The sequence below is a fragment of the Streptomyces sp. DSM 116793 genome, assembly GCF_057320905.1.
Window position 1 is genome coordinate 2,291,463 of record NZ_CM170494.1, and the last position, 20,451, is coordinate 2,311,913.

The 20,451-nt window shown below is 74.8% G+C and carries 13 protein-coding genes and 2 pseudogenes; 14 read left to right on the forward strand and 1 reads right to left on the reverse strand.

Going from position 1 to position 20,451, the window contains the following annotated elements; all coding sequences use genetic code 11:
* Window positions 1-19 precede the first annotated feature (19 nt).
* The 13 genes and pseudogenes from ACSMXW_RS09515 (at window position 20) to ACSMXW_RS09575 (ending at window position 18,579) form a co-directional block, all read left to right on the forward strand.
* Window positions 20-1,354 carry an ABC transporter substrate-binding protein gene (locus tag ACSMXW_RS09515; RefSeq protein WP_485805206.1) on the forward strand — a complete coding sequence of 445 codons (1,335 nt, stop codon included), beginning with the start codon at window positions 20-22 and terminating at the stop codon, window positions 1,352-1,354.
* A 172-nt stretch (window positions 1,355-1,526) separates the two neighbouring features.
* A complete protein-coding gene (locus ACSMXW_RS09520) occupies window positions 1,527-2,408 on the forward strand; it encodes a carbohydrate ABC transporter permease (RefSeq protein ID WP_485807915.1) in 882 nt (293 codons plus the stop codon).
* A 28-nt stretch (window positions 2,409-2,436) separates the two neighbouring features.
* Entirely contained in the window at window positions 2,437-3,318 is an 882-nt protein-coding gene (locus ACSMXW_RS09525) for a carbohydrate ABC transporter permease (RefSeq protein ID WP_485807917.1), read from the forward strand.
* Window positions 3,319-3,384: 66 nt separating this feature from the next.
* Window positions 3,385-4,329 (forward strand): annotated as a pseudogene (locus ACSMXW_RS09530) (family 4 glycosyl hydrolase); the annotation flags it as partial.
* A 177-nt stretch (window positions 4,330-4,506) separates the two neighbouring features.
* A pseudogene (locus ACSMXW_RS09535) lies at window positions 4,507-4,833 on the forward strand (family 4 glycosyl hydrolase); the annotation flags it as partial.
* Window positions 4,830-5,999, forward strand: coding sequence for an N-acetylglucosamine kinase (locus ACSMXW_RS09540; RefSeq protein ID WP_485805208.1), 1,170 nt, complete (start codon window positions 4,830-4,832; stop codon window positions 5,997-5,999). The pseudogene ACSMXW_RS09535 and the gene ACSMXW_RS09540, both read left to right, overlap by 4 nt.
* Window positions 6,000-6,304: 305 nt before the next feature.
* Complete coding sequence (locus tag ACSMXW_RS09545; RefSeq protein WP_485805209.1) at window positions 6,305-7,837, forward strand: hypothetical protein; 1,533 nt, start codon at window positions 6,305-6,307, stop codon at window positions 7,835-7,837.
* A 170-nt stretch (window positions 7,838-8,007) separates the two neighbouring features.
* Window positions 8,008-8,940, forward strand: coding sequence for a glutamate ABC transporter substrate-binding protein (locus tag ACSMXW_RS09550; RefSeq protein WP_485807919.1), 933 nt, complete (start codon window positions 8,008-8,010; stop codon window positions 8,938-8,940).
* Window positions 8,941-9,111: 171 nt separating this feature from the next.
* Window positions 9,112-10,416 carry a hypothetical protein gene (locus ACSMXW_RS09555; RefSeq protein ID WP_485805211.1) on the forward strand — a complete coding sequence of 435 codons (1,305 nt, stop codon included), beginning with the start codon at window positions 9,112-9,114 and terminating at the stop codon, window positions 10,414-10,416.
* A complete protein-coding gene (locus tag ACSMXW_RS09560) occupies window positions 10,413-13,235 on the forward strand; it encodes a serine/threonine-protein kinase (protein WP_485805213.1) in 2,823 nt (940 codons plus the stop codon). The genes ACSMXW_RS09555 and ACSMXW_RS09560 overlap by 4 nt, the downstream gene beginning before the upstream one ends.
* Window positions 13,236-13,972: 737 nt before the next feature.
* Window positions 13,973-15,553, forward strand: a complete 1,581-nt coding sequence (locus tag ACSMXW_RS09565) for a PP2C family protein-serine/threonine phosphatase (RefSeq protein WP_485807921.1) — start codon at window positions 13,973-13,975, stop codon at window positions 15,551-15,553.
* A gap of 130 nt (window positions 15,554-15,683) precedes the next feature.
* Window positions 15,684-17,018, forward strand: a complete 1,335-nt coding sequence (locus ACSMXW_RS09570) for a VWA domain-containing protein (protein WP_485805215.1) — start codon at window positions 15,684-15,686, stop codon at window positions 17,016-17,018.
* 316 nt (window positions 17,019-17,334) lie between these two features.
* Window positions 17,335-18,579 carry an FHA domain-containing protein gene (locus tag ACSMXW_RS09575; protein WP_485805217.1) on the forward strand — a complete coding sequence of 415 codons (1,245 nt, stop codon included), beginning with the start codon at window positions 17,335-17,337 and terminating at the stop codon, window positions 18,577-18,579.
* Between the two features lie 101 nt (window positions 18,580-18,680).
* On the opposite strand, the gene ACSMXW_RS09580 is transcribed toward ACSMXW_RS09575, so the two are convergent.
* Window positions 18,681-19,679: a methyltransferase domain-containing protein gene (locus ACSMXW_RS09580; RefSeq protein ID WP_485805219.1), complete on the reverse strand. Its 999-nt coding sequence runs from the start codon at window positions 19,677-19,679 to the stop codon at window positions 18,681-18,683.
* 224 nt (window positions 19,680-19,903) lie between these two features.
* On the opposite strand from ACSMXW_RS09580, the gene ACSMXW_RS09585 reads away from it, so the two are divergent.
* Window positions 19,904-20,317 (forward strand): globin, encoded by a 414-nt coding sequence (locus ACSMXW_RS09585; protein ID WP_485805221.1) that lies wholly within the window; start codon window positions 19,904-19,906, stop codon window positions 20,315-20,317.
* Window positions 20,318-20,451: the final 134 nt, after the last annotated feature.

The window sequence follows — 20,451 nt, forward strand, 5'->3', positions numbered from 1 at the left end:
CTCATCCCTGGGAGATGTCATGTCCGTAAGCCGAAGCAGGGCCGCGGCGCTGCTCGCCGTCGCCTCCACCACCCTGTTCGCCGCGGCCTGTACGGGGCAGTCGGGCTCCGGCGCCACGGACGACGCGTCCAAGGAGACCACGATCACGTTCTGGCACGGCTGGAGCGCGCCGAACGAGGTCAAGGCGGTCGACGACGACGTGCGGGCGTTCGAGAAGGCCCACCCGAACATCCATGTGAAGGTGGTCGGCAACATCAACGACGACAAGGTCAACCAGGCCCTGCGGGCGGGTGGCTCCGACGCACCGGACGTGGTGTCCTCGTTCACCACCAACAACGTCGGCAAGTTCTGCTCGTCGGGCGCCTTCGTCGACCTGAAGCCGTATCTCGAGAAGTCGGGCATCGACCCGGAGAAGACGTTCCCGAAGCCGATGGCCGAGTACACACAGTACGACGGCGTGCGCTGCTCGGTCCCGCTGCTCGGCGACGCGTACGGGCTGTACTACAACGAGGACGCGTTCAAGGCCGCGGGCATCAAGGCGCCGCCGAAGACCTGGTCCGAGTTCGAGGCCGACGCGAAGAAGCTGACGAAGCCCAGGGGCGACTCCTACGAGCAGCTCGGCTTCATGCCGACCTACCACGGCTACGAGACGACCACCGAGCACTACTTCGCCCAGTGGTCGCCGACGTACTTCGGCAAGGACGGCAAGTCGACCGTGGCCACGGACCCGGCGATCGCGCAGGGCTTCGCGTTCCAGAAGAAACTCGTGGACGAGCTGGGCGGTTACCGGAAGCTGGAGAGGTACCGGTCCACCTTCGGCGACGAGTGGGGCGCCAAACATCCGTTCCAGACCGGCCAGGTCGCCATGCAGCTGGACGGCGAGTGGCGGCTCGGCATGGCCGAGGCCACCCACCCGAAGTTCCGGATCGGGGTGGCCCCGCTGCCGGTGCCCGACGACCAGCGCGAGACGTACGGCAAGGGCTACATCACGGGCACCATCGCCGGGATAGCCGCCACCAGCAAGAAGCAGAACGCCGCCTGGGAGTTCGTGAAGTTCCTGACCACCGACACCACCGCGGTGGTGAACTTCGCCAACGCCATCCACAACGTGCCCTCCACGCTGGCCGCCCTGAAGTCGCCGGGGCTCCGCTACGACCCGCGCTTCAAGACGTTCCTGGACATCGCCCGGAACCCGCACAGCACCACCACCCCGGCCTCCCCCAACGGCGGCCAGTACCTCACCTCCATCCAGAACCTCGGCTTCTCGTACGAGAAGGGCGCCACGAAGGACCTGAAGGCGGGCCTGGCGAAGACCGCCAGGGAGATCGACACGGACATCGCCCAGCAGAAGTGACGGCCGGGAGTCCGCGATGAGCACGAACACGAGCACGAACACGAACACGAGCACGAACAGGCACGCCGGCCGGAGCACGAGCACGCCTGCGGGCCCGGGCACGAGCACGCCTGGGGGCGCCAGCACGCTGCGCGCCAAACGCCGCCGCTCCGCCCTGCGCACCGCCGCGTTCATGTCGCCCTGGCTGGTGGGTTTCTCGGTCTTCTTCGCCTATCCGCTGGTGTCGACCGTCTACTTCTCGCTGATGAAGTACGACGGCTTCAAGCCGCCGGTGTGGAACTCGTTCGCCAACTGGACGTACGTCTTCGACGCCTACCCGCTGTTCTGGCCGGCGCTGGGGAACACGCTCTGGCTGGTGGTGGTGATGGTCACCTGCCGGGTCGTCTTCGGCCTGGGCGTCGGCGTGCTGATCACCAAGGTCAAGACGGCCACGGGCGTCTTCCGTACGCTCTTCTACCTGCCGTACCTGGCACCCCCGGTGGCCGCCACCATGGCGTTCGCCTTCCTGCTCAACCCCGGGACCGGACCCGTCAACTCGCTGCTGGAGCGGGCCGGGCTGCCCGCGCCCGGCTGGTTCAACGACCCGTCGTGGTCCAAGCCCGCGCTGACCATGCTGGCGCTGTGGGGCGTCGGCGACCTGATGGTCATCTTCATGGCCGCGCTGCTGGACGTGCCCAGGGAGCAGTACGAGGCGGCCGAGCTGGACGGGACGTCCGCCTGGCAGCGGTTCCGCTTCGTCACCCTCCCGAACATCTCCCCGATCGTGATGTTCGCCGTGGTCACCGGAGTCATCCAGACGATGCAGTACTACACGCAGCCCCTGGTCGCCGGGAAGGTCGCCTCGGGCGTCATCGGGGGCTCCGGGCAGCAGTTCGAGCCCGGCTATCCCGACAAGTCGACACTGACCCTGCCGCAGCTCGTGTACAACCTCGGCTTCCAGCGCTTCGACTACGGCTCCGCGTGTGTGATCGCGCTGGTGCTGTTCGCGCTGGCCATGGTCTTCACGGCGCTGCTGATGCGGCGCAGGGGCGGGCTGATCGGGGCGGGTGAGTGAGCCGGTGACCGACGCCTCCGCGGCCCCCGTGGCCGCCCGCCCCGCCCCCGCGCCCGCAGCGGGCCGGTCCGCCCGCGGCGGGCGCCGGTCGGCGCTCCTGGAGTGGATCGCGATCCACGCCCTCGGCGTGGCCGCGGCGCTCTTCTTCGTCCTGCCGTTCGTGTTCGTGGTGCTGACGTCCCTGATGACGGACCAGCAGACGCTGACCCGGGACCTGATCCCGCACACCTGGCAGTGGTCCAACTACCGCACGGTCTTCGACACGCCCGGCTTCCTCACCTGGTGGCGCAACACCCTGCTGTACGCGGGCCTGGGCACCGTGCTCACCGTGGTGTCGTCGGTGCCGGTGGCGTACGCGCTCGCCAAGTTCCGCTTCCGCGGCCGGCACCTGTCGCTGATGCTGGTGATCTCGATGATGATGCTGCCGCCGCAGGTGATCATCATCCCGATGTACCTGTTCTGGGCCAAGCAGCTCGGCCTGTCCGGCACCCTGTGGCCGCTGATCATCCCCATGGCGTTCGGCGACGCCTTCTCCATCTTCCTGCTGCGGCAGTTCCTGATGACCATCCCGGACGAGTACCTGGACGCCGCCCGGGTCGACGGCTGCGGCGAGCTGCGGACGCTGCTCAGGGTGGTGCTGCCCATGGCGCGGCCGGGCATCGCGGCCATCGCGCTCTTCCAGTTCTTCTACGCCTGGAACGACTACTTCGGACCGCAGATCTACGCCTCCGAGAATCCCGGCGCCTGGACGCTCAGCTATGGGCTCGAATCGTTCAAGGGCGCCCACCACACCGACTGGAACCTGACCATGGCCGCGACCGTTCTGGTCATGGCCCCTGTGATCGTCGTGTTCTTCTTCGCGCAGCGTGCGTTCGTCGAAGGGGTCACGCTGACCGGAGTGAAGGGCTGAGTGCACCACATGCAGGAGACCACCGGGGCAGCCTCCCCCCGTCCCGACGCCGCCGCACCGGGACCGGTGCCGCGGAAGATCGTCGTGGTGGGCGGCGGCTCCACCTACACCCCCGAGCTGATCGACGGCTTCGCCCGGCTGCGTGACGTACTGCCGGTCGCCGAGCTGGTCCTCGTCGACCCGGCGGCGGACCGGCTCGGCCTGGTCGGCGGCCTGGCCAGGCGGATCTTCGCCAAGCAGGGCCACCCGGGCACCGTCACCACCACCGGCGACCTGGACGCCGCGCTGGACGGCGCCGACGCCGTGCTGCTGCAGCTGCGCGTCGGCGGCCAGGCCGCCCGGCAGCAGGACGAGACCTGGCCGCTGGAGTGCGGCTGCGTGGGCCAGGAGACCACCGGCGCGGGCGGCCTCGCCAAGGCGCTGCGCACCGTCCCCGTGGTCCTCGACATCGCCGAGCGGGTGCGCCGCACCGCGCCGGACGCCTGGATCATCGACTTCACCAACCCGGTCGGCATCGTGACCCGCGCCCTGCTCAAGGCCGGTCACAAGGCGGTCGGGCTGTGTAACGTGGCGATCGGATTCCAGCGGAAGTTCGCCGCGCTGCTCGGCGCCACGCCGTCCGACGTCCACCTCGGTCATGTGGGGCTCAACCACCTCACCTGGGAGACGAGTGTGCGACTCGGCGGCCCCGGGGGCGAGGACGTGCTGCCCGCCCTGCTGGCGGAGCACGGCGACGCCATCGCCGCCGACCTGCACCTGCCGCGCGCCGTCCTCGACCGCCTCGGCACCGTCCCGTCGTACTACCTGCGCTACTACTACGCGCACGACGAAGTGGTGCGCGAACTGCGCACCAAACCGTCCCGGGCCGCCGAGGTGGCCGCCATGGAGAAGCAGCTCCTGGAGATGTACGGCGACCCCGCGCTGGACGAGAAGCCGGCGCTGCTCGCCAAGCGCGGCGGGGCGTACTACTCGGAGGCGGCCGTGGACCTCGCCGCCGCGCTGCTCGGCGGCGTGCAGGGCGCGACGCGGCCGGCGGCGGGCGCGCCGGCAGGGGGCGCGCTGACGGAGAGCGCGCGCGGGAACAGCGCACCGGGCGCAGGAGGACGAGTGGCGGGCGCGCCGGCGGCGGGCGCGCGGACGCGGGGCACACCAGCACCGGAACCAACACCAACACCAGGCGCACCGGCCGCCGGCAGCCCCTACCAGGTCGTCAACACCCTGAACAACGGCACCCTGCCCTTCCTCCCGGACGACGCCGTGATCGAGGTCCAGGCCGCCGTCGGCCCCGGCGGCGCCGCGCCGCTGCCGGTGCCGGAGCTCGACCCGCTGTACGCGGGCCTGGTGGCCAATGTGACGGCGTACGAGGACCTTGCCCTGGACGCCGCCCTGCGCGGGGGCCGCGAGCGGGTCTTCCGCGCGCTGCTGGCCCACCCGCTGATCGGCCAGTACGCCTACGCCGACGCCCTCACCGACCAGCTGATCGCGCACAACCGGGAGCACCTCGCGTGGGCATGACGCCTCCTCCGGCCGCCCCCGGCGCACCCCGCTCGGCCGTCCCCACCGCACCCGGCACACCCGGCAAGGCGGTCCCCACCGCACCCGGCACACCCGGCGAGGCCGTCCCCGCCACGCCGGGCACTGCCGCCCCCGCCGCACCCTGCGGCACCGCCCCCGAGCGGGCCACCGCGGACGCCGCCCCGGCCGGCTCCGCCGCGGGCACCGTGCTCGCCGTGGACGCGGGAAACAGCAAGACGGACGTGGCGCTGGTCGCCGCCGACGGCCGGGTGGTCGGCACCGCGCGCGGCGGTGGGTTCCAGCCGAGCAGGACCGGCACCGAGGCGGCGGTGGACGTCGTGGCGGAGGCGGTGGCCAGGGCCATGGGTCCGGCCGGGCCCCGCACCGTGAGCCATGTCTCGGCCTGTCTCGCCAACGCCGACCTGCCCGTCGAGGAGGAGGAGTTGGCCGCCGAGCTGCGCCGCCGCGGCTGGAGCGGCAGCGTCGAGGTGCGCAACGACACCTTCGCCATCCTGCGCGCGGGCGTGGCGGAGCCGCGCGGCGTGGCCGTGGTCTGCGGGGCCGGCATCAACTGCGTGGGCATGATCCCGGACGGGCGCACCGCCCGCTTCCCCGCGATCGGCCGGATCTCCGGCGACTGGGGCGGCGGCGGGGGCCTGTCCGAGGAGGCGCTGTGGCACGCGGCGCGTGCGGAGGACGGCCGGGGCGGACCCACGGCCCTGGCCCGCACCCTGCCGGGCCACTTCGGGCTCGACTCGATGTACGACCTGATCGCGGCCCTGCATCTGAAGCACATCGCGGAGGGACGGTGGCTGGAGCTCGCGCCCGTGGTCTTCGCCACCGCCGCGGCCGGCGACCCGGTGGCGCGCTCACTCGTGGACCGGCTCGCGGACGAGATCGTGACCATGGCGACCGTCGCCCTGCGGCGGCTCGGGCTGCTCGGCGAGGAGGTGCCGGTGCTGCTCGGCGGCAGCCTGCTGGCGGCCCGTCACCCGCAGCTGGACGACGGCGTCCGCGCCCTGCTCGCCGAGCGTGCGCCGCGCGCCGTGCCGCAGGTGGTCACGGCCCGTCCGGTGCTGGGCGCCGCGCTGTTCGGCCTGGACCACCTGGGGGCACCGCAGGAGGCACATGCCCGCGTACGGGCGTATTTCGAGGCCGACGAGTGACGCGGGCGCCGGCCGCGCGCCGCGCACGCCGGTGCAGGCGGAACCAGACGGTGCGTTCCGACGTGTTCCAGGGCAGGTGGGTCACGGCGTACGCGGGGGGTGCCGCGGCCCTCCCGGCAGGTGGGCGACGGGGCCAGGGGCGCGGGGCGGTGCCCGCGGCGGGCGGGACACGCCGCAGGTGCAAGATCGCGTCAACGCTGGTGTGAATGTCGGTCCCTGCGGCCATACTTGCGCCCGTGGACTTCTTCCCGCGCACCCCGCGCACCGGGCGGAAGTGACGTCGGACGACCCAGGGGGAGGTCAGGGTGACACACCCGCCGAAGGGGAGCGCGGCGCCGCCGGGACCCGGTGCGCCGCGGCCGGCAGTGGCGCCCGCCGTGCCGGCGGCCCGTGCCGTCCCCTCCCCCGCCACGCCCCCGCAGGGGCCCGGCCGGCCGGGCGCGGCCCGCCCCGGCGGCCCGGGCGGCCGTCTCCCCGACCGGCGCACGGCATGGGCGGAGGGCGTCGAGCGGCTGCGGGCGGGCGCCGCGACGGAGCCGGGCAGGCTGCGCATCATCGGCGCCGTGCTGGCCCTGCTGGTACTCGCCTTCGGCGCGGTCACCGCCTGGCAGACCACCGACCGGACGGACGCCGCCGACCAGGTGCTCCACCACAGCCAGCGGCTGAGCTCCGACGCCGCCGACATCTACCGCTCCCTCGCCGACGCCAACACCGCCGAGTCCACCGGCTTCCTGGTCGGCGGCCAGGAGCCGGCGAACGTGCGGGACCGGTACGCCAAGGACATCGAGACCGCCGCCGCGAAGCTCGCCACGGCCGCCGCCAACACCGAGGCCGACTCGGAGGCCGCCAGGACCATCGCCGAGCTGAACAAACTCCTGCCGCGCTACACGGGCCTCATCGAGCGCGCCCGCGCCAACAACCGCAACGGCCTCCCCCTGGGCGCCGCCTACCTCCGGTATGCGAACGACATGATGCAGCTGCAGATGCTGGAGGAGGCGGAGAAGCTCTACAAGACGGAGAACGACCAGCTGGACGCCGACTACGACGACGCCACCCCCTACCCCTGGGCGGCGATCGGCCTGGGCGCGGTGGCGCTCGGCGCGCTCGTCTGGGCCCAGCGGCGCACCTACCGGCGCACCAACCGCATCTTCAACACGGGCCTGCTCGCCGCCACCGCCGCCGGCACGGTGGCGCTGCTCTGGCTGGTCGTCGGGCACACCGTCGCGCGCATGGAGCTACAGGAGTCCTACGACCACGGGGTGCGCTCCCTGACCGTCCTGGACGACGCCCGCATCGACTCCCTCAAGGCCCGCGGCAACGAGAACCTCACCCTGATCAGCCGCGGCGCCGAGACCCTCGACGTGCGGGGCGCGACGGTGGACAAGTTCGACTACGAGTTCAGCCGGCAGATGGCGGACCTGGGCGGCGCCGACGGCAGCGGCGGCCTGCTCGGCAAGGCGGCGGCCCTCGCCGACGACGCGGCGGGCAAGGACCCCGTCACCAAGGCCATGGCCAGCGTCCGCCAGTGGCAGGCCCGGCACAAGGACGCCCGCGGCAAGGACAACGCGGGGGACTACGACGGCGCGCTGAAGAAGGTCATCGGCGACCCCGGCCGGCAGTCCGCGGGCGGCGACCGGCAGTCCACGGGCGACTCGTTCGACGCGGTCGACGAGCAGCTCGGCAAGGCGCTCGACCACGAGCAGTTCGAGTTCTCGCAGGCCGCCCAGGACGGCCGGGACGCGATGTCGGGCCTGCCGGCCGGCGCCGCGGTGCTGGCCGTGCTGGGCGCGGCGGGCGCGGTGCTCGGCATCGCCCGCAGGCTTGCGGAGTACCGGTGAGAGGGGGCGGCGGCATGAGCGAGACACCGAACGGCGGCCGTGACGGGGCGGGCGCCACCGGGGAGCCCGGACCCGACTCCGCGGGGCGCCCGGGGCCTCGGCCCGCCCGGGTGCACGGCCCGCGCCGGGCGTGGCCGGGCCGGCTGCGGGGCTGGGGCGGGGTGGCCGCGATGGCGTCGGCCTGCGTCCTGACGGCCGCGCTCACCCTGCTGCCGCTGTCCCGTGCGCAGGAGCGCGCGGCCGACGCGGACGGCCCCGCGTCCAAAGGCGTGGTCGAGGCGCGCGGCGCGGCCGCGGAGTCATGCAGCCACCCGGAGGCCAGCCTGCGCCCGTCCTCCGCCGACGGGCCCACGATCGACGCCATCAAGAAGAAGAAGTACCTTGTCGTCGGCATCGACATGAGCAGCTACCGCTGGGGCTACCGGGACCCGAACAAGATCGGCAACAGCGACCCGGAGGGCTTCGACATAGACCTCGTCCACGAGATCGCCAAGCAGATCCTGGGCGATCCCGATGCCGTCCAGTACCGCGCGGTGCCCACCAGCCAGCGTGTCGACGCGATCAAGCGCGGCGACGTCGACATGGTGGTGCGCACGATGACCATCACCTGCAAGCGCGCCAAGGACGTCGCCTTCTCCACAGCCTACTTCGAGACCGGGCAGCAGATACTGGCCCCGAAGAACTCCGGCATCACCGGCTACAACGCCACCCTCAAGGGCAAGCGGGTCTGCTCGGCGGACGGCTCCACCGCCCTCAGCGAGCTCAAGAAGAAGTCGTTCGGTGCCGACATCTCCATCCAGGTGCCCAACCAACTCGACTGCCTGGTGCGGCTCCAGCTCGGCGAGGCCGACGCGATAGTCACCGACAGCGCGCTCGCCGCCGGCCAGGCGGCGCAGGACCCCACGATCGAGATCAAGGGGGCCCCGTTCACGGAGGAGTTCTACGGCGTGGCGATGAAGAAGGGCGCGGACGACCTGGTCCGCCGGGTCAACCAGATCCTCGTCGACTACCGCAAGAGCGACTGGCGCAAGTCCTACGACCACTGGCTCCTGGACGACCTGGGCGACACGCCCGGGCCGCCGAAGCCGCGGTACACCACATGACCGATGCTGACGACACGTGATGAAGTGGGCGGCAGTGCAGAGTTGGGGCGTGATCCCGGCAGGCGCCCGAGGGCCGGGACCGGCGATCGCCCCGGCGGAGGCTGAAACGCCGCCGGACGGGCAGGAACCGGGAACAGGCACCGGGCAGGACCGAGAGCGGAGAGGTGATCGATGGGCGTCGCGGGACCTCCTGGGCCGGTGATGGACCGGGACGAGGTGGACCGTGCGCTGGCGCGGCTCGGCGCGGAGCACGAGGCGATCGAGACCTCGCTCCTCGCCCTCCAGGACCACGCGGGCCGCAGACTCCTCGAAGGCGCCGAGCTGACCGGCACCACACGCGAGCGGTGGGCGGCCGCGGAGGCCTCCATCACCCTGCTGTGGGCCTACTTCGACGCCTACACGGACGCCCTGCGCACGGCCCGCGAACTGCGCGCGCGGCGGCGCTGGCCGAGCCGGGACGACCTGGTGGAGCTGACGGAGCTGCTGCGCGGCGACAGCATCGCCGTCTCCGGCACGGCGGCCGGCAAGGGCCCGGCCCGGCTCAGCGAGCTGCTCTCCCTGACGACGCTGGTGACGCGGATGAACGATCTCTACGCGGGATCGCTGGACCTGGTCGTCGCGGCCGACACCGTGTGGTCCGCGCTGCCCGCCCGTATCGACCTGCTCTCCGCCGAGCTCCAGCGCACCCGGCAGCTCGCGCACTCCGTCGGCGTGCGCCCCGGGGAGCACCCCGCGGGGGACGACCTGGAGCGCATCACCCGGGCGCTCACCGCCCTGCGCGCGCAGGTGGTCTCCGACCCGCTCGCCTTCTGGAAGCCCGCGGCGACCGGCAGTTCCGCACCGGGCGGCGGCCGGCCCGACACCGAGCGGTACGACCGCGAGGCCCGGGCGCTGGAGGACGTCCGCCGCGAGATCGAGGCGGTGCTGACGGTCCGCCAGGACGCCGAGGCGCGGCTGGTGAAGCTCCGCGACGTGCTCTCCCGGGCGGACCGCACCCTCGCGGAGGCGCGCGCCGCGCGCGGGGAGGTGCTCGCCAAGATCGCGGCATCCGAGGTGCCCGCGGTCTCCGGGCCGCCGACGGCCCTCCAGGAACAGCTCGCCACCGCCGCCGAGTACCGCAGGAACGGCCAGTGGCACCGCCTGTCGCCGCTGCTGGAGTCCCTGGAGGAGAAGGCCGAGGACGAGCTGCTGCGGGCCCGTGAGTCGCTCACCGCGGTCACCGCGCCGCTCGCGGTCCGCGCCGAGCTGCGCGGCCGCCTCGACGCCTACAAGGCCAAGGTCGCCCAGCACGGCATGGCGGAGGACCCGTTCCTCGTCGAGCGGTACGACGCGGCCCGCCGGATGCTGTGGAGCGCGCCGTGCGACCTGCGCGCCGCGGAGGCCGCGGTGTTCCGCTACCAGCAGGCCGCCGCCGAGGCGCTCTCCCCCCGGGTGCCCGAGCAGGGCGGGCCCACGGGCCACAGGGGGGACGCATGAGCGGGCAGGCGTGCCAGCGCCCGGACTGCACGGGCAGCTACGAGGACGTGGGCGGCGGCGAGCTGTACTGCGACACCTGCGGGCTCGCCCCGGTGGTCTCGGCCAACGGCATGGTGGGCTCCCCGCCGACCGGCATCGCGGGGCAGCCCGGGGGCGGGCGCGCCGCCGAGGGGCCGGCCAGCGGCTCGGTGCGCGGCTCCGGGCCCGCCTCGGGGCGCACGGGCACGGGGCGCTCGGCGCGCTCCGCGACCTCGCGCAGGTCCGTCTCGGGGCGGCTCTCGCGGTCGCTGGCGGGACGTACGACGGCCCGTTCGGTGTCGGTGCGCAGCTCGGGTTCCGGTGCCGGCACCGCGGGCCGCGGCAGGCTCGGCGCGGGCCTGGTGAAGATGCCGGAGGTGCCGCGTCCCGATCCGCGCGCCATGGTGCTGGAGCGCCCCGAGGTGCCGGAGCGCAAGCGGTTCTGCTCGCGCACCGACTGCGGCGCGCCGGTCGGCCGCCCGCGCGGCAACCGCCCGGGGCGCACGGAGGGGTTCTGCACCAAGTGCGGGCACCCGTATTCGTTCGTCCCGAAACTACAGCCGGGCGACATCGTGCACGGCCAGTACGAGGTGGTGGGCTGCCTGGCGCACGGCGGCCTCGGCTGGATCTACCTGGCGGTGGACCGGGCGGTCTCCGACCGGTGGGTGGTCCTCAAGGGCCTGCTGGACACCGGCGACCAGGACGCGATGGCGGCGGCGATCTCCGAGCGGCGGTTCCTCGCCGAGATCGAGCACGCCAACATCGTCCGGATCTACAACTTCGTCGAGCACCTCGACCAGCGCACCGGCTCCATGGACGGCTACATCGTCATGGAGTACGTCGGCGGCAAGTCGCTCAAGGAGATCGCCAACGGCCGCCGCACTCCGGACGGGCGGCGCGACCCGCTGCCGGTCGAGCAGGCCTGCGCCTACGGCATCGAGACCCTGGAGGCCCTCGGCCACCTGCACAGCCGCAATCTCCTCTACTGCGACTTCAAGGTCGACAACGCCATCCAGACCGAGGACCAGCTCAAGCTGATCGACATGGGCGCGGTGCGGCGCATGGACGACGACGAGTCGGCCATCTTCGGCACGGTCGGCTACCAGGCCCCCGAGGTCGCCGAGCTGGGCCCCTCGGTCGCCTCCGACCTCTACACGGTCGCGCGCACCCTCGCCGTCCTCACCTTCGACTTCCAGGGCTACACCAACGTCTTCGTGGACTCCCTCCCGGACCCCGACAACATCGGCGTGTTCCGCGAGTACGAGTCGTTCTACCGCCTGCTGGTGCGCGCCACGGACCCGGACCCGGCCCGCAGGTTCGCCTCCGCGCAGGAGATGGCGGAGCAGCTCACGGGCGTGCTCCGGGAGGTCGTCGCGCTGCAGACCGGCCGCCCGCGGCCCGCGCTGTCCACGCTCTTCGGGCCCGAGCTCAAGGTCACCGACACGGAACTGTTCAAGGAGGCCACGCCCGAGGTGTCCCGCCTCGGCCTGCGCCCGCCGCCCGCGCCGCGCAGCCGGGGCGCCGCGCCCCTTGGGGTCCCGCCGGCCGGGACCGTGCCGTCCGTCGCGGGTCTCGCCGCGGTGGCGTCGGGTCCGGCGCCGGGTGGCGCGGCCCCGGCGGTGCCACCCGGGGTGGGCGCCGTGCAGTCCGGGACGGGCGCCGCGCCGCCCGGGGTGGGCGCCGCGCCGCCCGCCCCCGTTCCCGCCCAGGCCCCGGGGCCCGCGGCGGCGGTCCTGCCGCCCGCGCCTCCCCCGCCCGCGCCCGTCCCGGCGGGCTCGGCGGGCCCTGCGGACCCGGCGGGCCCTGCGGGCCCGGGTGCGGCGCCCGTCTCGCTCGGCAGCGCCTCCGCGGCCGCCGCGGCCCTGGCCCTGCCGATCCCCCGGGTCGACGCCAACGACCCGAACGCCGGCTTCCTCGCCGGCCTCATCGCCTCCGCCCCCAGCGAGCTGATCAGCGCCCTGCGCACCGCTCCCGCGGGCTCCCCGGAGCTGCGCCTGAGGGAGCTGCGCGCCCGCCTGGAGATGGGCGAACTGACCTCCGCCGCCGGCACCCTGGACGCCCTGGAGCGCGACCACCCCGACGACTGGCGGGTGATCTGGTACCAGGGCGTGGTGGCCCTCGCGACCGGCGACCACGCACGCGCGGCGCTCTCCTTCGACGCCGTCTACGACGCCTTCCCCGGTGAGCCCGCGCCCAAGATCGCCCTCGGTATCTGCGCCGAGGTGCTCGGCCAGCTCGACAACGCCGCCGAGTACTACCGGCTGGTGTGGACGACCGATCCGAGTTATGTGAGCGCGGCGTTCGGCCTCGCCCGGGTGCGGTTCGCGGCCGGGGACCGCAGCGGTGCGGTGCGCACGCTGGAGTCCGTGCCGGAGTCGTCGATCCACTACACGGCCGCCCGGGTGGCCGCGGTCCGGGCCAGGCTCCGGCACCGGCTCGCCACGCAGCCCGGGGACCCCGGCCCGCCCGGCGGCGACCCCTCGTTCCTGGCGGACCTGACGGCCGCGGCCGGGCAGGTGGAGGCCCTGGTCGCGTTCGGCCTGGACGCGGTCCGCAGGGAACTGCTGTCGACGGAGGTTCTGGGGACCGCCCTGGACTGGGTACTCTCCGGTAGCCAGGCTTCCGCCCCGCCCCGCGGCGGCGGAAGAACCGTGCTGCTCGGCAGCGAACTGGACGAACGTGGCCTCCGCTTCGGCCTGGAACGGTCGTACCGGACGCTGGCCCGGCTCACGGACAGCGGCAAGGAGCGGATCGAACTGGTGGAGCGGGCCAACCGCCTCCGCCCCCGGACGTGGGTGTGAACATGTCGCAGATGCCCCAGTCGGCCGCCGGGTCGACGTGCCCCAACCCGGCCTGCGAGGAGCCGGTCGAATCGGGTGACCGCTTCTGCGGGGTGTGCGGGTACGACCTGTCGACGCTGTGGGCGGCCGTGGACCGTCCCACTCTCCCGGTGGGCGGCGCCCTCGGCGGTCCCCGCGGCCTCGGTGGCCCTGGCCGCCCCGGCGCCTTCGGCGGCTCCGGTGGTCCCGGCCTTCCCGGCGGCCCCGCACGGGGCGCCGCGGCGCCGGCGGGCCCCGGCAGCACGCTTCCGGACACCCCGGTGCCCGGTACCGGGCAGCATGCCGCCCCGCACCCGGGAGCCGCGCGGCCCGGTACCGCGCACCCCGCGGCCGCACACCCCGGAGCCGCCCGGCCCGGGTCTGCGGCCCCCGGGTCCAACGGCTCCCAGGCGGCCGGCACCGGGGGCCCCGGCGCCCCCGGCCGCGTCGCCGGCCCGGACGGCACGCCGCCCGCCTCCGTCGAGTGGCCCGCGGCGCCGGGAGCCGACAGTTCGGAGCCGCCCGCGCCCGTGCACCTGCCGACCGACCTGCCCGGCACCGACTCGAACGGCGGGCAACTCCCCGTGCGTACCGGGGCGGCGGCCGGCGGTACGGCCCGCGCCGCCCAGGAGCCGCTCCCGGGCCCGACCGCGCCGGTCGCTGGGCCCACCGTCCCGGCGGCGGCCGGGGGCCCGCAGAACCCCTCCGTACCGGGCGCGATGACCCCGCCGGCCCCGCAAGCCCCGGGCGCACCGGCACCGCAGGCCCCGCCCGCACCGGGCGCACCGGCACCGCAGGCCCCGCCCGCACCGGGCACCCCCGCCGCGGGCGCACCCGGACCCCAGGACCCATCCCAGCCGCCCTCGTTCCCGGCAGCCGCCCCCGGCGCGGGAACCGCACCCGCCGCAGAAACCGCCCCCGGCACGGGAACCGCACCCGCCGCAGGAACCGACACCGCCGCAGGAACCGCTCCCCGCACGGGAGTCGCGCCCGGCACGGGCACCGTCCCCGCCACGGGAGGCATCCCCGGCACCGGAGTCACACCGGGCACGGGCCTCGCGCCCGGCACGGGGCCCGCACCCGCTACGGGCACCACCCCGGCCGCGGGCACCACCCCCGCTCCCGCCGGCCAGCCCGCACCCCCGGAACCGCCCGCCGCCGGGGCCCAGCCCGCACCGGCCGCCGCCCCGGGCACCGCCGGAACCGCCCCCGTACCGGCCCCCGCCGCCGAGCCCGAGGACTACGAACTGGCCGCGCCGCGGCCGCCCGCGGCCGTGTCCGGGAGGGTCCGGGACGACACGCCCGCCCCGGACGCGTCCGCCCAGGGCGCGCCGCGGGATCCGCGCACGGTCGAGCCGGGCGCCCTGCCCGGGCCCCCGCCGGACGCGAAGCTCTGCGTCTTCTGTGCCGTGGGCCGGGTCGACCGGGACGACTACTGCGAGAACTGCGGCAAGGCCCAGCCGCGCGAGCGCGACCACATCGAGCAGGAGCTGGGCTCGGTGGCCGCCGTCAGCGACCGGGGCCTGAGGCACCACCGCAACGAGGACGCGTTCGCGGTGTCACAGGCCGCGCTGGGGGACGGCGTGCCCGCGGTGGTCGCCGTGGTCTGCGACGGGGTGTCGTCGGCCAGCCGGCCCGACGACGCCTCCACCGCCGCGTCGCGCGCCGCCACCGAGTCGCTGCTGGCGGCGCTGCCCCGCGGCACGCACCCCCAGCAGGCCATGCACGAGGCGATCATCGCCGCGTCCGACGCCGTCAACGCCCTGGCCGGGGAGCCCGCCACGCTCCGCGAGCAGGGCCCGAACCAGAACGCGCCCGCCTGCACGCTGGTCGGCGCGATCGTCGCGAAGGACCTGCTCATCGTCGGCTGGGTCGGGGACAGCCGCGCGTACTGGGTCCCCGTGGACCGGACCGCGCCGGCCGCCCGGCTCACCGAGGACGACTCCTGGGCGGCCCAGATGGTCGCCACCGGTCTGATGAACGAGGCCGAGGCCTACGCCGACGAGCGCGCCCACGCCATCACGGGCTGGCTCGGTGCCGACGCCTACGAACTGGAGCCGCACACCGCCGCGTTCAAGCCGGACCGGCCGGGCGTGGTGGTGGTGTGCACGGACGGCCTGTGGAACTACGCGGAGGCGGCCGGGGACATGGCGTCCGTCCTGCCGCCGGACGCCGCGCAGCGGCCGCTGGGCGCCGCCCGTGTCCTGGTCGGCCACGCCCTCGACTGCGGCGGCCACGACAACGTAACAGTGGCCGTACTGCCGTTCCCGGCTCCGCAGCCGGGGGCAGGATCGGCCTGAGAGGGCCGCGTCCCGCGCCGCCCGGCGCGGGGACGCGGCCACGATCACGACCGGCGAGGAGAGTTGTGACCCGCCGTTGGGGAAACTGTCACCCACCCGCCGTGGGGAAAGCTGAGGGGGAGCGGATGCCATGGCCAGATTCTCCAAGTCCCACGTCCCGCAGTTCGCGGTCGACGTCTACCAGAACGAGTACCTGCCGGACGGCGGCCGCGAGGTCAACGCCATCGTGACCGTCACCGCGACCGGCGGCGGCACCCTCGCCGGCGCCGGTGTGCCGGACGCGGCAGTGGCGATCATGGTGGACTGCTCGGGCTCGATGGACTACCCGCCGACCAAGATGCGCGGTGCCCGGGAGGCGACGGCCGCCGCCATCGACACCCTGCGCGACGGTGTGCGCTTCGCGGTGATAGGCGGCACCCACAAGGCCACGGAGGTCTACCCGGGCGGGGGCCGGCTCGCCGTGGCCGACGCCGGGGCCAGGGAGCAGGCCAAGCAGGCGCTGCGGAAGCTCTCCGCGGGCGGCGGCACCGCGATCGGCACCTGGCTGCGGCTCGCCGAGCGGCTGCTGTCGTCCGCCGACGCCGCCCTGCGGCACGGCATCCTGCTCACCGACGGCCGCAACGAACACGAGTCCGCCGACGAGCTGCGCGCCGCGCTGGAGGCCTGCGCGGGACGCTTCACCTGCGACGCGCGCGGCGTCGGCACCGACTGGGAGGTCAAGGAGGTCACGGGGATCGCCTCGGCGCTGCTCGGCAGCGCCGACATCGTCCCCGACCCGGCCGGGCTCGCCGACGACTTCACCCGGATGATGGAGGCGGCGATGGGCAAGGAGGTCGCAGACGTCTCACTGCGGTTGTGGACGCCCGTGGGGGCGGAGGTCGCGTTCGTCAAGCAGGTCGCGCCGGCGGTCGAGGAGCTCACCACCCGGCGCACGGAGGTGGGCCCGCGCGCCGGCGACTACCCGACCGGCTCCTGGGGCGACGAGTCGCGCGACTACCACGTCTGCGTCCGGGTGCCGCCGGCGGGCATCGGCCAGGAGATGCTCGCCGCCCGCGCCTCCCTGGTGGTCCCGGGGGACGACGGCGCGGTGCAGACGCTGGCGCAGGGCCTGGTCCGCGCGGTGTGGACGGACGACCTCGCCGCCTCCACCTCGATCAATCCGCAGGTCGCGCACTACACGGGCCAGGCCGAGCTGGCCCAGGTGATCCGGGAGGGCCTGGACGCCCGCAAGGCCGGCGACGACGACGGGGCGACCGCCAAGCTGGGCCGGGCGGTTCAGCTCGCGGGCGCGCTGGGAAACGAGGACACCGCGAAACTGCTCGCCAAGGTGGTGGACGTGGTGGACGTCGCGGCGGGTACTGTGCGTCTGAAAGCACGGGTCGCGGACGCCGACGAGATGACGCTCGACACGAGGTCGACGAAGACGGTCCGTGTGAAGAAGTCGACGAGGAAGGCGGCGTCGTAGGAGGCCGCAGCGAGGTGAAGGAGCCCGGAAGGCCGCCGCCCCCGGCCCGAGAGAGCGGGAGTTCCGCAGAACCCCGGGGCACGGAAGTTGCGTCACAGCTGTCGCGCCATCGACGTCGCGGCACCGCGGTCACGCCCGTGGTGATGTCCGGGATCCGCGTCGGGTATGTCACGTCCCCACACGAACCGGCCCCGCGCCGGGGGCGAGCAGGGCAGACTCGGACGACAGCACGCGCAAGCGACAGCACGCCTAAGGACGACCGGAACGTCCTGACTCGCCGGCCACCGGCCGGAGAAGGAGAGGGGGAAGCGCCACCATGCTGACCTGCCCGAACGGACACCAGTCGCGCTCCGATGACTGGTGCGAGGTCTGCGGTCACCGCATGGCCAACGCCGTGCCCCCGCCTCCCCCTCCCCCGCCGCCGGCCGCGTACGGCTACCCGCCGGCGCCCGCGGCCGCCGGACCCGGCACGGGGCAGGCGGAGCCGGAGCTCTGCCCGCAGTGCCACACCCCGCGGGAGGGGGGCGCGCCGTTCTGCGAGGAGTGCCGCTGGAACTTCCTCACCAACACGGCGACGTCCTACACACCCGCGGCCCCGCGCACGCAGGTGCCCGGCCCCGGAGGCACCCCGCCGATGCACTTCCAGCAGTCGGCGCCGGCCGGGCGCGAGCCGTACGAGTACCAGGGCTCGCGACCCTCGCGGGTGAACCGGCCCGCGGAGCCGCTTGTGCCCGGCCCGCCGTCGTTCGGCGGCGAGGCGGGCGGCCCGGTGCCGCCGCCTCCGGGACCCGGGGGTCCCGGAGGGTTCGGTGACCCGTCCGGTGGTCCTGGGGCGCCCGCCGCGGGTGGCGCGCCGGCCGCGTTCCAGCAGCAGCCCGGCGGGGCGATGCCTCCGCCGCCGCCCGGCTTCCCGCAGGGGAACGGCCATGTGCCCGGCCCCCCGCCGCCCCCGTCCGCCGGTGGTGACGACGACTGGGTGATCTCGCCGCCCTCGGCCCCCGCGCCCGCGCCGGCCGGAGCGGCCGGCCCGCCGGCGCCGCCGGCCACGGGCGAGCAGGGGGTCGGCGCCCCGCCCGGCTACCGGCAGCCCGGCCCCCCGCCGCCGGGGGCCGGCGGTCCGGGTGCCCCTGGCGGGCCCGGCGGCTATGCGCCGCCCGCCACGTGGTCCGTGACGATCGGGCCCGACCGCGAGTACTTCATGGCGATGATGCAGCGCTCGGGCCCCGAGGCGACGGGCCTCAACCTCCCGGCGTACTCGCCCGAGCAGCAGCGCCCGCTGACCGGCGAGCGGATCACCATCGGCCGCCGCCGGCACTCCACCGGGGACACCCCCGACATCGACCTCTCGGTGCCCCCGGAGGACCCGGGCGTCTCGCACCAGCACGCCATGCTGGTCCAGCAGCCCGACGGCTCCTGGGCGGTCGTCGACCAGAACTCGACCAACGGCACCACGGTCAACGGCGCGGAGGACCCGATCCAGCCGTTCGTTCCCGTACCGCTCCAGGACGGCGACCGGGTGCACGTCGGGGCGTGGACGACGATCACCATCCGCCGCGGCTGACGGCGCCCCCTTTCGGGGCTCGCTGAGCTCCTACCGGCCGGTGGGGATACGCGACCGCGAGGGGCGCGCCCCTCGCGGGGCGCAGCCCCACCGTCGGCGCCTCACAGATCCCAGCCGTGCGGGCCGCGCGGGGTGTCCAGCCAGATCCGGGTCCGCTCACCGTCGACGGTGATCCCGTACCGCTCACGCCCCGGGTGCCCCGCGCCGTCCCACACCCGGAGCGCCTCCCCCGGTTCGAGCCGCCCTTCCGCCAGCACCAGCAGGAACCGGAAGGAGTCGGCCTCCAGCGCCCTGCGCGGCAGCCGGCCGAGGGCGGTCGGCGCCGCCGGGCGCCGGCCGCCGTCCCGCGAGCTGCCGCGCAGCGGCACGAAGTACGCGGGCGAGGCCAGGAAGCGGCCCTCCGCCCGGTCCGGCCCGTGCGTCTCCAGGGCGAGGAGGCCGGTGGCGAACGGCGTCAGGATCCGGGCGCCGGGACGGCACTGTGCGAGCCATGCCCGCGGCACGTCGTCCACCGTGCAGGTGGCGATGATCCGGTCGTAGGGGGCACGCTCGGCGCAGCCGCGCGCGCCGTCGCCGGTGACGACGGCAGGGCGGTGCCCCGCGGTGGCCAGGTGCTCGCGCGCCGAGTCGGTGATCTCCGGGTCGAGATCGACGGTGGTGACCCGCTCGTCGCCGAGCCGGTGCGCGAGCAGAGCGGCGTTGTAGCCGGTGCCCGCGCCGATCTCCAGGACCGTGTGGCCGTCCTGGAGGCGCAGGTCGGCGAGCATGCGGGCCATCAGCGACGGCTGGCTGCTGGACGACACCAGTTCGCCGTCCCGCACCCGGGTGGCCAGCGCCGTGTCCTGGTAGGCGCCGCGCAGCCAGGCGGCCCGCCGCGCCGGGTCCGGGTCCTCGCCCCACAACCGCTCGTAGCCGCCGTCGGCGTCCTCCGCGCCCACGTAGTAGTAGGGCACGAAGAGATGACGGGGCACCTCCGCGAAGGCGTCCCGCAGGGCCGGCTCGTCGTCGAAGGCGCCGCCGGACGCGATCTGCCGCACCAGCGCCGCCCGCGCCGCGACGGCCCGGCCTTCCAGGTCGTCGTCGAGGGCGTAGGACGTCATGCCTCCACTGTGCTGCGGGTGCCCCGGGGGCGCGAGCGGCGCGGTGCCGGGGCGGGGAGGGGCGGGGAGGGGCCGGACCGGGGCGGGGAGGGGCGGGGCCGGACCGGGGCGGGCCGGGGTGACGGACCGGGTGCCGGGCGGAACAGGCCGGAGCGGACCCGTGCCGGGACGGGGACGGTCGCGGTGGCCTCGGGCCGGCGTGGCCGCCCGCGCCGTCTGAGACCATGGACGGCGTGAATGAGATTCCGCGCGGCACGCTTCAGGAGCAGTCCTTCTACGAGCAGGTCGGCGGCGAGGAGACCTTCAGGCGCCTGGTGCACCGCTTCTATCAGGGCGTCGCCGAGGACCCGCTGCTGCGCCCGATGTACCCGGAGGAGGATCTCGGACCGGCGGAGGAGCGGCTCACGCTCTTCCTGATGCAGTACTGGGGCGGCCCGACGACATACGGCGAGCGGCGCGGCCACCCGCGGCTGCGGATGCGGCACGCCCCGTTCGCGGTCGACCGCGCCGCGCACGACGCCTGGCTGAAGCACATGCGGGACGCGGTCGACGAGCTGGGCCTGAGCGAGGAGCACGAGCGCACGCTCTGGAACTACCTGACGTACGCCGCCGCGTCGATGGTGAACACCCCGGGCTGACCATCCGGCCTCGCCCCCCGCGCCCCCGGCAGGGGCCCGGGGGGCTTCACCGGGGCCCACGCCTTTCAGTCGGTGGGGGCCGGCCACGACGAAGCTCCCGGACCGCCGACGGCCAACGGCGCCACGGCGGACCG